This window comes from Nonomuraea aurantiaca (assembly GCF_020215705.1).
Classification (GTDB): Bacteria; Actinomycetota; Actinomycetes; order Streptosporangiales; family Streptosporangiaceae; genus Nonomuraea; species Nonomuraea aurantiaca.
In genome coordinates this window covers 1-11250 of record NZ_JAIWNB010000074.1, presented here as the reverse complement: position 1 = coordinate 11250, position 11250 = coordinate 1, and the positions used below count along the sequence as shown (strand labels likewise).

Here is an 11250-nt window from a genome sequence, read left to right as displayed (position 1 = left end):
GCGAATGGCCTGAACGGGCGGTAGTGTGCGTGCCACGAGCGTAGGTCCTTGCGTAGTGCGAACTTTGGTCGGTTCAGCACGGCAACCTACGCTCGTTCACTTTTACACCGCATCTCGGACGCGACCGAAGTCCCGCTGTACATGGCACGACACGACTTGGCCCGGACCTCACGCATGATCGACACCTACTGCGTACCGATGGCCGTCACCTCGATCACCGACCGCGAGGGCAAGACCACCACCTACGAGCCCAAGTGCCGCCAAGCCGTCGACGAGGGCGTCGCCGACGCCGCGACGGACATCATGACGGGTGTCTTCACCCGGGGCACGATGAGCCACGTCGGAGGCATCGAGCGCCCCGCGGCCGGCAAGACCGGAACCGCCGACAACTCCTACACCGCATGGTTCGCCGGGTTCACCCCCGACCTCGCCAGCGCGGTCAGCCTCGGCGACCCCCGCGGCCCGATCGACCACCCGCTCAGGGGAGTGACCATCGGCGGCCGGGACTACTCCATCGTCTTCGGAGCCGACATCTCTGGACGGATCTGGAAAGCCACCATGCTCGACGCACTGAAGGGCATCAAGAAGACCCCCTTCCACCCCGTGGACAGCTCCCGATTCGGCGGCTGCAACAGCTGCGCGCCCAAGAAGCCCGAGCGAGACGAGGCCGACGCTGAAGGCATGGACCTCGGCGACACGCCCCGCCAGGGCGACGGCTTTTGACGGATCCTTCGCGGATCTCCAGATCTTGTCCTTGCTCGTCTCGGCCAACCTGTTCGCCTGCGCCACCCCGGCGGCGTGCCGCTCCGACTCCGAATCGTCGCGGGGAAAGAGAGGATTACGTCCCCGTCGGGTGGTGTAGGACCGGCCCTTAACGGCGCGTCACCTCCAACAAAGGGGGCCATCGCGTGAGTCTCTGTGTGAAACCGCCAAGTGACCCGCAAAGAAGAAGCACACGATGGCCCTGGACCACGCTGCTGATCTTGGCGCGTGTGCGGCCGCGGGCAAGCTGGGCCAGGCCGGTGAGGTTGCGTTCGCCGGTGATGAGTGCGGCCGGTATGGCGCAGCCGAAGACGCTGGAGGCGACCACGCTGAGCCTGATCTGGGCGTCTTCGAGGAGTTTCTCAGCTACTCACGATGAACGTGCTCGCTGAACGACAGCTACACCCAAATCCAACTCAGGGCGTTGGAGAAGGGGTCGGTACACCGTCTCCACAGAAACGTCCAACCCAAGGGACTCAAGCATCATGCACGTCCAGGTAAGAGCAGACGCAATGCCGCGGTCGGCTCGCGGGGCGGCCGCGCCTCGGACTCCAGCCCGCGGCGCAGCGAGCCGGCGTCGCCCGGCTGGAGCGGGAAGCGGTCCGTCAGCCGGTCGCCGACGCGCATGATGGCGTTGACCGTCCCGCCGTGGGCGACGCTCGCCAAGGGAAGGTCCTTCCATTGCGGGAACTGCTCGTCCACCAGGGTGCGGACCGTCTCCAGAGACACGGCCGCCTGATCGTCGCGCATCTTCGCACCGGTCAACCTCTCGCGTCCCGCTCCCGGTCCGCAACCGCGGCCGGCACGCCCGTCGCGTGGAAGGTGTGGCGGTAGGCCACCGGCGAGACGCCGATCGCGGCGTGCAGGTGCTGGCGCAGAGACGCGGCGGTGGCGAACCCGACCCTGCGGGCGATCGACTCGACCGGCAGGTCGCTGGCCTCCAGCAACTCCCGCGCCCGGTTGACGCGCTGCTGGACCAGCCATCGCCCCGGGCTCACGCCGGCCTCGTCGTGGAAGCGGCGGGCGAACGTGCGCGGGCTCATCCGGGCGTGCCCGGCGAGGTCAGCCACCGTCAGCGGCTCGTCCAGCCTGGTGAGGGCCCATTCACGGGTGGCCGCCGTGCCGGCCGAGGACGGCTCCGGCACCGGCTGCTCGATGTACTGCGCCTGCCCGCCGTCGCGCCAGGGCGGGACGACGCACCGGCGGGCGACGTGGTTGGCCAGCCGGCTGCCATGGTCCTTGCGTACCAGGTGGAGGCACACGTCGACGCCGGATGCGGCCCCGGCCGAGGTGAGGATGTCGCCGTCGTCGACGAACAGCACGTCGGCGTCGAGGATGACCGCGGGGAACAGCTCGCGGAACCGGGCGGCGAGCTTCCAGTGCGTCGTGGCCCGGCGGCCGTCGAGCAGCCCGGCAGCGGCGAGGGTGAAGGCGCCGGTGCAGATGGACACGATGCGCGTGCCCTCCGGGATGAGCGCGAGCGCGGCCGCCGTGGCGGCCGGGAGCTGCGCCGAGGCCGGGGCCGACGTGTATGGCGGGATGACCACGGTGTCCGCCGTGGCCAGGATCTCCGGCCCTTGCTCGACGGCGATCGTGAAGTCGGCCGAGGTACTCACCGGCCGCCCGTCGGCCGAGCAGGTGACCACCTCATAGCGGCCGTCGGCGGAGGCGAAGACGCGCTGTGGGATGCCGAGCTCGAACGGGTAGACGCCGTCGAGCGCCAGGACAGCGACACGGTGCATGGCAGGATTATATCGACAATTGACTTTCCTGCCACTCCCGCGCGGCGGCCCGGCACAGCAGGCTGGGACCCATGAACGACATCATCACCATGCGCGCGATCAGCCAGGACGTCCTCGGCGGCCCCGAGGTGCTCAAGGAGGTCCGGCTGCCACGACCGGCGCCGGTAGCCGGCGAGATCCTGGTGCGGGTGCGCGCCGCAGGCATCAACCCGACCGACTGGAAGCACCGGTCCCTTCCCGGGCTCTGGCTCGGCACGCCGCCGTTCGTCCTCGGCTGGGACGTCTCCGGCGTCGTCGAGGCGATCCATCCGGGCGTCACCCTGTTCAAGCCGGGTGAGGAGGTGTTCGGCATGTTGCCGTACCCGTACGGGGGCGGCTCGCACGCCGAGTACGTCACCGGGCCCGCCCGCGCGTTCGCGCACAAGCCGGCCGCGATCGACCACGTGCAGGCCGGGGCGCTGCCGCTCGCCGCGCTCACCGCCTGGCAGGCGTTGGTGGACACCGCCCGCCTCCAGCCCGGCCATCGGGTGCTGATCCACGCGGCGGCCGGCGGGGTCGGCCACCTGGCCGTGCAGATCGCCAAGGCCCAGGGGGCGTACGTGATCGGCACCGCGAGCGCCCCGAACCACGACTTCGTGCGGTCGCTCGGCGCCGACGAGGTCGTCGACTACCGGACCACGGACGTCGCAGAGGCCGTTCGCGACGCTGACGTCGTCCTGGACGCCCAGGGCAGCGATCACGCCATCGGTTCCCTGCGCAGCCTGCGCCCGGGCGGCCTGCTGGTCTCCCTCCGGATCGACCCGGGGAACCAGGCGCTCGCCGAGGAGGCCGCACGTCTCGGGGTACGCGCCGAGGTCTTGCTCGTGCAACACGACCACACCGGGATGGCGGCCATCGCCCAGCTCGCCGCCGAGGGCCGGCTGCGGGCCGAGATCGCCGGCACGTTCGAGCTGGCGGACGCGGCCAAGGCCCACGCGCTCCTCGAGACCGGCCACACGGCGGGCAAGCTGGTGCTGACCGTGCGCTAACTGGACATTATGGGAGCGCCGGTCCTAGGGGGAGCGCTCCCGTTCTCGATTCGTACGGGGCAGGGCAGAGGCGCCGTGTGACCGTCGGAACGAGGAAGAGCGGGTGATCGGCGATGAAGGATGTGCGGTTCCACCGGTACGGCGGGATCGAGGAGGCGGAGCGGCCGGTCCCGGGCAGGTGCTGGTCGAGGTGCGCCGGCGGGATCCAGCCCGGCGAGATGATGATCCGCGAGCGCGCGGCACGACCGCCGGCCCGGCGACGTCCCCCTCGGGGCAGGACAGCGACCTGGCCTGTGTCGTCGTGGAGACCGGCTGGCACGTGCGCTGCTTCGCGGCGGGCGACGAGGTCCTCGGGTTCATCACGCCGAGCGGGCGCCAGCGCTGCACGTCGCCACAAGTGTGCTCGTCGCCCCCGTGACCGCGTACGCCGGCAGCACCGGAGACAGCATCAGGAACCGTCAGCCGCAGATCGCGGCGTGCGCTTGGAGCCTCTTCGGAACGGCCCGCGCTGGTGAGCACCGATCTCCTGAGGCGTCCAGTTGCGAGGACACCGCCACCAGGTGCGACGGCGGGGCGGCGATCAGGTCGTGGTAGCGGTGAGGAGGCATGCAGTCCCATCCCGAGCGCGCTGGCGTGGCGTGCAGTTTCCTGAGCCGGCTCGACCCCGGCCTGCCTGTCCAGCACCAGGGTGGGGCCCCCTGACGGTTGGGTTCCGGGCACATCGAATCGTGTCCCCCATCACTGTGCGGGCGGGCGTGTCCTGTGGGACGTTCCGCGACGCCAGGCACGATGCTCGACGCCGAACGGCTCACCCTGCTGACCGAGACGCTGGCCTTGGTCGGCCGTCGTCAGGGCCGGTTCGACATCTCGACCAAGAATCCTGTCGCGACCGGCCGGAAGACCGACATCGGTGAGGTGACCTTCCCGGCCCCACCGTGTCTACCTGGTCTGCTCCCATTCCGGAGCAAGGATGGAATGCACGACGGAGTCTCGCCATCCCGACGCGAGCTTGATGTGTCCGCGGATGACGCCTTCCTCGACCATGCCTGCCTTTGTCATGACGCGGGCGGACGCCGTGTTGTGAGGGCTTCGTGCGCCCCAGATGCGGTAGACGCCGAGCTGCTCGACCCCGAGCCGGAGCAGGAGTCCCACCATCTCAGCACCGAGGCCGCGCCCCCACTGGTCGGCGCGCAGCGCGAATCCGATCTGGGCGCTGTTCTTGAGGGGGTGGCCGACGTCGACGGCGAGCCGCGCGAACGCCACCAGCTCGTCGCCGGGGTGCATCGCGGCGGGGGAGTAGTCCGTGCGCGGCTTGTGGGCGGCCATCTCGACGACGTTGGCGATGGTGTTCTCGACATGGTCTCGGGTCCGGGGCTCGAAACTCATATGCTCGGCCACTCGCGGGTCGCTGTAGATGGCCAGCAGCGCGTCAACGTCGGCCGGAGTGAACTCCCGCAGGGGGCGGGTTCTCCGGAGCCGCCCAGGGCGCCCAGGGACGACGGCGGTCCAACTTGCCAAGGCGATGGGGGAGAGCACCGCGATCGGCACTGCCGGTGAGGCCAACCATGACTACCTGCGATCCCTCGGGACGATCCCGGTCGCCTACGGGCCCGGTCTCGTGGAACGGCTGCGCGCCATCGCCTCGAACGCCGCTCTCGGATTCGAGGTCGACGGACTGCGCGCGACACTCGAAATCGCCCACGACCCGGAACGCGTGGTGACCATGCCTTTCTCCGACGAGATTGCCGCCCATAGCATCCGCGACTGGACCGGTGTCCGCAGCGCGGAAGGTCTCATCGAGATGCTCGCTTGTCACAGAAGAGCCAAATTTCTGTGCACATCGGAGCGGACTGCGCCCTGGACCACGCCGCGGAGGCACAGCGTGACGTCGGGAGCGGGTACCGCCGAGGCAAGGTCGTGATCAACACCAGCTGAACGTACAAGCCGATCGGGCGTGTGCGTGCGGTCACACCGGCCGGGGATCCGGCCGGCAGGGTGCTCCGCTGAGCGGCCTGATGGAGCTCTGCCGCGCGCAGGCGATCGAACGGTGCTGCTCCGCCCGCATGTGTGAGGGCGGTGTGTCACTGGCAGCGCTCGCGCTCGCCGTGGCGTTCCCGAGCCGACACTGCGAATGAGGCTTTAATCTATACCGGACAGAATCCTTATTCTGATGTGTATGATCATGATCATGCTGCGGCTCGGGCTGCTCCCTCGGCGTCCCGTGACGCCCCTTGCTGTCCCCGTCGTTTCCCAGAGATCTCCTGGCCGCCCGTGGCTGGCGTTACAGGAGTTGACGTGAGGCCCCCGGAGTTCACATATGCCATGGAATCGTCCATTATCCGATGTTTCGAGCTTCGTTGAAACTTCCGCAGGAAGATGTCCGCTCTGTCTAGAGTCCCCCTATGGGGGCCCCAGACAGCTACGGAAACCAGTGTGTGGAGCGAGTTGCGGGTGAGCTCCACCCCGCAGCTCCAGATCTCCATCTCGCCCAACCTCACCGCGCTCGCCATGATCGCCGACGCCCTCGCGGGACGCCGCCGCGGCCTGCCCGAACTGTGGCGCAAGGCGATCGCCTCACGGGTCGGCCCGCTCGGCCAGGACGCTGTGCGTCCGCTGGCCGTACCTGGTAGCTCGATCGCGCCGGACAGTACCGTGCCGCGCTCCCCCATCGACGGTGATGTCACCGTGCAGTCGCAGATCAGCGCCCTGCGGGACATTTCGCCCGACGCTCTGATCAAGGATCTGGAGCAGACGTTCGGCCCGGGGACGCCGCCGCCACACTGGCGCTCGGCCGCCGGGCGGCCCATGCGCTGGTTGCGCGGGTACGCAAGTGCTCTGGCCGACGTCTGGAACGCCACGGAGCCGCTGTGGAAACGTGCCCGCCCACTGCTCGACAGGGAGGTCGAGCGGGTGGGTAGCGGCTGTGCGGGGCGGCCACGAGCTGTTGCTGGGCGCGCTGAGCGAGCGCATCGTGTACGGCGAGCGCGGTCTGCTCATTTCCGACCTGGAGTCGAGCACGTTCGAGCTGGGTGACAGGAAGCTCGTTCTGGTGCCCATGCTGGCCGGCAAGGACGCCGTGATCGTCAGCCTGGACAGCCCGGACGCCGTCTGGACCGCCTACCCGGTGCCCGGCGCGGACTCGTTGTGGCGCAAGCCCGTCGCGCCCGCCCTGGACGAGCTGTCGGCGCTCCTGGGCCCGGTCCGCGCCGATCTGCTCTGCGCCCTGGAGCAGCCCATGACCATGAGCATGCTGGCCACCGCCATGCAGATCGCGCCCAGCGGGCTGACGTACCACTGCGACCGGCTGGGTGCCGGACAGCTGATCATGCGAGAGCGCCGCGGCCGCGAGGTGTGGATCGCCCGCACCCACCGGGCGGAGGAACTGCTGGAACTGTTCCGCAGCTGACAGAGGCCTGCGGACGGGTGAGGGAAGGTAGCTCTGGATGGCACTCAGGTTCCGGCGCGAGGCGCTAGGGTCATGCGCGACGGTGGCCAAGTCAGCCTCCGACGCCTTCGCCGGGCTGAGCGGCCTGGCTCCTGGCAAGGCCGCTTTCGGGGACGTGCCAGGGTCGCAGGCGATGGCCACGGCCGTGAGCGACCTTCTCCGGATGAGCGGAACCGCCGCCGAGATCCTCGGCAGCCGCCTGTCCGCGGTGGACAGGACCCTCGACGCGGTCGAGCAGACGGTCAATCGCTCTTGAACTGTCCGCTGAGCACGATCCAGGCGCTGATCGCGGCGAGCGGGGCGGTGACGAGCAGTGTGGTGGTGTTGATGTCGAGGTTGGGCAGAAGCATGCTGGTCAGCAGGAAGAGCACCATGTTGTTGCCCGCATGGGCCAGACTCGATGTCCAGATGGTGCCGCTGCGCAGCCGTAGCCAGGCGAGTATGATCTCCTGGAAGAGAAAAGTGACGGTCCAGATGAACAATCCGAGGGGAATGTTTTCGAACTCGATGTAGCCGACGAAGGCCAGCGGATAGTGCCACACCGCCCAAATAAGTCCGGTAACAGTCACGGACAGAAGCGGGCGGTTGGTGAAGATACGCAACCTCAGATAGCTGGTCCAGCCGAATTCCTCTCCCCAGTAGATGGGGATGAGCAGGACGACGACCGCCATCAGCAGGGAAAGCGACGCCCAGGCGGGCAGCCCCACCATTAGGGTGTCCAGCGGCGAGAGGTCTGGACTCCACAGCCCCAAGGCCGCCGCTAACCCAACGGCCGCCATGACAACGAGCAGCGGGCCCATCCAGGCGAGGAGATAGTAGGGCCAGCCGCTGTTGAGCCGGATTGCTAGTCCAGCGTCGCGGAACCTCTCTCTGGTGATCCAACGGCGGACAATGATCGCCGCTATGGCTGGGAAAAACCCCATCGGCAGTTGCACTAGGGGATTGACCAGGGATAGGTCCAAGAGGAACCGGGCCCCGAAAATATATGCCCATGTCACCCCGAAACAGATGACGAGAAATGCCGCGACCCTTTATTTTTTGTGCTCATCCGCAGCCCTTTCAGTGCTTGATCTACAACGAGCACAGATCGTTTCAGAGAGGATTGTGTACCCAACTCGGCTTTTTGGCCGAGATTCGTCGGGGATCCATCAACCGTTCGGTCAAGGTTGGTCGTGGCGAGGCACCGCGCCATCCGGGATCACGGGCGCCTGAGGTACACCGAGCCCTCTTCTGGCTTCCCTCCATCGGTACCGTGCTGCTCGACCACTCGCTGACGATCTGGTCCGACACGGAACCGGCGATCCGGTCACTGATGCGCGGGCGGTGGCAGCCCAGCGGATGGGCCGGATCGTAGAGCGGTCGCTTGGGCAGCAGCGCGGAGAACTGATCCCATAGCGGTTCGGTCAGCCACGATGGCAGTGCGGGCACAGGTCTCCCTGGTGATCACAGAATGTCGCAACTCCATGATTGCCAGATCCTGCGATTGTCCCTGGATGCACGACTCTGCCGCCCCTATCCGCGCGAGCTCTTACGCTCGGCGGCCTGTTTGGTGGCGAACTCCACCTCGGCTGCGATGCCCGCTTTGGCGCACCGGTCGCGATCACTGATCCACGACTTGGGCAGATACAGCTCCCGATCCACCAGGGTGCGGCCGGTGCTGGTCGCATACGCCAGGAACACCCCCAGCTGGCAATTCTCGATCCGGCCGGCCGTGCCGGAGTACTGGCGCTGGACCCCGGCGGACTTATCGCCCTTCTTGATGAACCCGGTCTCGTCCACGACGAGCACACCATCACCCGAGCCCAGGTGCTCGACCACGTAAGCACGCAGATCATCGCGCACCGCATCAGCGTCCCACTGGGCCGCATTCGGCAGCCGCTGCATCCCCAGTTCTTCGCCCTGCTCACCGGCCCGGTGGACAGGCGGGCACGCCTTGGCACGCGCCACGTCCCCGCGAGCGAGCTGCGCGGCCTCTCTCAGGCCGCCGCGCACACCTTCCTGCAGGCCTTCACGGCCGCTGACGCGCGGGCGTGAGGAGTTCGGCGTACCGGTGACGTTGTGGCGTGGGCTCGATCCCCGGGTGATCAGCCCTTCAGCCGGCTCGCGACCCTCTCGGCCAGGCCGCGCATGCTCTCACACTTCTCGCCGGGATCAACGCCGTCCTGGGGCCGGTCGGGATCCGTCATCGAGAAGATCACCAGGAAGCGGCCTTGCCGGACGGCCAGCGCACCTGTCGCTCGCGCGTACCTCCTGGTCACGCAGTAGGCGTCAGCCGCCAGGGCCTTCTTCAGCGGCTTTCCCGCCTCCACCTGGCGGCCGATGACCATGGCGTGCTCAGCGGCCGCGTCGGCGGTATAGCTGGTGATGGCCATCGTGAGTGTGTGCCGGTCGACCGCGTCCTCGCCCGTGAATCTCTTGCATTCGGTGTACGTATACGCGTATTCCGTGGCGTCGGCGATGCCCGTCCCTCCGCTGCTGAAATCTGTGCGACCGACCGCCGAGCCGAAGATCTCCTCCACGAAGGGTGCTGGCGGCCGGCCGAAGTGCGCGTGGAAGTCCTCAGCCCGGAAGGCGGCGCAGGGTGAGGCAGGTTCAGATGTGAGCAGTGGGCTGTCGTAGGTGACGGTCGGGGTCCCCGTGGGACTGAGCGAGGCCCGCCTCAGATGTCCGGCGACCGTAACCAGCATGGCCCGTTCGAGTCTGCCGGTGTCGGCTCCGGGGGGCAGCTTCATCGTCAGCCGCACCGCAGTCTTGCCCAGCCGTAGCCCGTATCTGAGATAGGACGTCGCGGTGCCGACCCCGTTGGCCTTGCGTCGTATCGACACGCCGGCGATGGCGGGAAGGCTGTCATATCTCTTGAATTCGTACACCATCGCCGAGGGCGACGTGTACTCCTCCTGAAATACCTCGATCTCCACGTGCCCCGCGGCCTCGATCAGGTATTGGCAGGAGTTGAGCGATGTGACAGGGAAGAACAACTGGCTGCCCTTCTCCACGGCCCCACGGCCCTGGCCGTCGAAGACCGACCGTCGGTAGGCGCTCCCCAGGGGATTCGGGACAAGGAGCAGCCCATGCTTCTTCAGATCAGTGAGGGTCAGGAGCGCGCAGGCCGGGATCACCAGCGTGTCGCCGTATCTCATGGGTGCGTGGCTTCCCCGTTCGGCCAGCGGAGCGGGATCGGCAATGCCCTCGGAGATGTCGTGATAGCCCGGGCGATCGACCGTACCCAGCTTGGTGCCGTCCGCTCCCGCGTCCAGCGTCCTCTGAGCCGACGGTGACATCAGCGGTGGTCCGGCGTGTCCCACGAGCAGACCACCGGCGACGATGCCGAGAGCGACGACGAGTACGCCTGCCAGCCCTGCGGCGATGAGCCATCCGGCCAGCCCGCTGCGCCGTCGGCGCAGCGGTGGCGCGCCCTGAAACTGGGGCGGCGAGGGGTACGGTCCTCCCGGGGGCCGGCCGTAGGGTGGTTGTGCCACGTCATTTCCTACATTCGGTGCTCAACGCTGCTGGGTAGTGTTCAGAGGAGACTGGCAGGACCGACCTCGTTGATACCAGCGGCATCCCTGCCGAGCATCGCCACGTTTCTTTGAACCGGTCCGGGTTGGTTGGAGGCCCTGAAGCCAGCATGATCGTGCTGGCGGAAGGGAGATTCACACGCGATGCCAGCCCCCAAGAAGTACCCCGACGAGCTCCGTGAACGCGCGGTGCGGATGGTCTTTGAGATCCGTGAGCAGACCGGCCAGGCGCCCGGCGCGATCGCGCGAGTGGCCCAGCAACTCGGCGTGCACCGCGAAGCGTTGCGCAGTTGGGTGCGTCAAGCCGAAATCGATGGCGGCCAGCGGCCCGGCACCTCAACCGAGGACGCGCAGCGGATCGCCGAGTTGGAACGGGAGGTCCGTGAGCTGCGCCGGCCCAATGTGTTGCCTTGACTCTTTGAATCTAAGTTCACTACCGCGGTCGGTGTGGAAGATCACCCCGTCGACGGTGCCGCCGCGGGTGACAGCGGCCATCTGCAGCGAGGCGATGGTCAGCGCCGCGTCGTGATGCTCGGACATGGCATAGCCGAGCAACCGGCGGGAGAACAGATCTTCCACGGTGGCGAGGTAGAGCTTGCCCTCGCCGGTGACGATCTCGGTGACGTCGCCGCACCACAACACGTCCGGCGCGACCGCGGTGAACGTGCGCCGGACCAGGTCGGGCGCAGCGGGCCGTTTGCCCTGACGGGTCAGCGACCGGCGTCTGCTGGCCGCACGGCCGGCTAACCCGAGCT

Annotated in this window: 15 protein-coding genes and 2 pseudogenes; 9 read left to right on the top strand and 8 right to left on the bottom strand. The window is 67.9% G+C overall.

The window, feature by feature from the left end:
* The first annotated feature begins 174 nt into the window (after positions 1-174).
* Both LDL49_RS55610 and LDL49_RS55605 read left to right on the top strand, forming a co-directional pair.
* A complete protein-coding gene (locus LDL49_RS55610; RefSeq protein ID WP_225303044.1) occupies positions 175-723 on the top strand; it encodes a penicillin-binding transpeptidase domain-containing protein in 549 nt (182 codons plus the stop codon).
* Between the two features lie 235 nt (positions 724-958).
* Positions 959-1141 carry a hypothetical protein gene (locus LDL49_RS55605; protein ID WP_225303043.1) on the top strand — a complete coding sequence of 61 codons (183 nt, stop codon included), beginning with the start codon at positions 959-961 and terminating at the stop codon, positions 1139-1141.
* A gap of 104 nt (positions 1142-1245) precedes the next feature.
* Here the strand turns inward: LDL49_RS55605 and LDL49_RS55600 are convergent, their stop codons facing one another.
* A complete protein-coding gene (locus tag LDL49_RS55600; RefSeq protein WP_225303042.1) occupies positions 1246-1512 on the bottom strand; it encodes a hypothetical protein in 267 nt (88 codons plus the stop codon).
* Between the two features lie 11 nt (positions 1513-1523).
* Positions 1524-2504, bottom strand: a complete 981-nt coding sequence (locus LDL49_RS55595) for a GlxA family transcriptional regulator (protein ID WP_225303041.1) — start codon at positions 2502-2504, stop codon at positions 1524-1526.
* An 89-nt stretch (positions 2505-2593) separates the two neighbouring features.
* On the opposite strand from LDL49_RS55595, the gene LDL49_RS55590 reads away from it, so the two are divergent.
* A complete protein-coding gene (locus LDL49_RS55590; protein WP_372470751.1) occupies positions 2594-3532 on the top strand; it encodes an NADP-dependent oxidoreductase in 939 nt (312 codons plus the stop codon).
* Between the two features lie 103 nt (positions 3533-3635).
* Complete coding sequence (locus LDL49_RS55585; protein WP_225303039.1) at positions 3636-3950, top strand: hypothetical protein; 315 nt, start codon at positions 3636-3638, stop codon at positions 3948-3950.
* 521 nt (positions 3951-4471) lie between these two features.
* On the opposite strand, the gene LDL49_RS55580 is transcribed toward LDL49_RS55585, so the two are convergent.
* Positions 4472-5050 carry a GNAT family N-acetyltransferase gene (locus tag LDL49_RS55580; protein ID WP_225303038.1) on the bottom strand — a complete coding sequence of 193 codons (579 nt, stop codon included), beginning with the start codon at positions 5048-5050 and terminating at the stop codon, positions 4472-4474.
* A 4-nt stretch (positions 5051-5054) separates the two neighbouring features.
* Between LDL49_RS55580 and LDL49_RS55575 the strand changes: the two genes are divergently transcribed.
* From LDL49_RS55575 to LDL49_RS55560, 4 genes are all read left to right on the top strand, one after another.
* Entirely contained in the window at positions 5055-5453 is a 399-nt protein-coding gene (locus LDL49_RS55575) for a hypothetical protein (RefSeq protein ID WP_225303037.1), read from the top strand.
* Between the two features lie 512 nt (positions 5454-5965).
* Complete coding sequence (locus LDL49_RS55570) at positions 5966-6565, top strand: hypothetical protein (RefSeq protein ID WP_225303036.1); 600 nt, start codon at positions 5966-5968, stop codon at positions 6563-6565.
* A complete protein-coding gene (locus LDL49_RS55565) occupies positions 6504-6938 on the top strand; it encodes an ArsR/SmtB family transcription factor (RefSeq protein WP_225303035.1) in 435 nt (144 codons plus the stop codon). The genes LDL49_RS55570 and LDL49_RS55565 overlap by 62 nt, the downstream gene beginning before the upstream one ends.
* A 37-nt stretch (positions 6939-6975) precedes the next feature.
* On the top strand, positions 6976-7233 hold the full coding sequence (locus tag LDL49_RS55560) for a hypothetical protein (protein WP_225303034.1): 258 nt from the start codon (positions 6976-6978) through the stop codon (positions 7231-7233).
* Here the strand turns inward: LDL49_RS55560 and LDL49_RS55555 are convergent.
* The 4 genes and pseudogenes from LDL49_RS55555 to LDL49_RS55535 form a co-directional block, all read right to left on the bottom strand.
* Positions 7220-7912 carry a CPBP family glutamic-type intramembrane protease gene (locus LDL49_RS55555; RefSeq protein ID WP_225303033.1) on the bottom strand — a complete coding sequence of 231 codons (693 nt, stop codon included), beginning with the start codon at positions 7910-7912 and terminating at the stop codon, positions 7220-7222. The two genes, LDL49_RS55560 and LDL49_RS55555, sit on opposite strands and share 14 nt — an antisense overlap.
* A 364-nt stretch (positions 7913-8276) precedes the next feature.
* A pseudogene (locus LDL49_RS55550) lies at positions 8277-8405 on the bottom strand (IS5/IS1182 family transposase); the annotation flags it as partial.
* Positions 8406-8522: 117 nt separating this feature from the next.
* Positions 8523-9062, bottom strand: a pseudogene (locus tag LDL49_RS59725) (IS701 family transposase); the annotation flags it as partial.
* Positions 9062-10456, bottom strand: coding sequence for a hypothetical protein (locus tag LDL49_RS55535; RefSeq protein ID WP_225303032.1), 1395 nt, complete (start codon positions 10454-10456; stop codon positions 9062-9064). The pseudogene LDL49_RS59725 and the gene LDL49_RS55535, both read right to left, overlap by 1 nt.
* A 183-nt stretch (positions 10457-10639) precedes the next feature.
* Between LDL49_RS55535 and LDL49_RS59720 the strand changes: the two genes are divergently transcribed.
* Complete coding sequence (locus tag LDL49_RS59720) at positions 10640-10909, top strand: transposase (RefSeq protein WP_225303031.1); 270 nt, start codon at positions 10640-10642, stop codon at positions 10907-10909.
* Here LDL49_RS59720 and LDL49_RS55525 read toward each other — a convergent pair.
* Positions 10832-11250 (bottom strand): DDE-type integrase/transposase/recombinase (locus tag LDL49_RS55525; protein WP_225303030.1); only part of this gene is annotated, 419 nt, incomplete at its 5' end. The two genes, LDL49_RS59720 and LDL49_RS55525, sit on opposite strands and share 78 nt — an antisense overlap.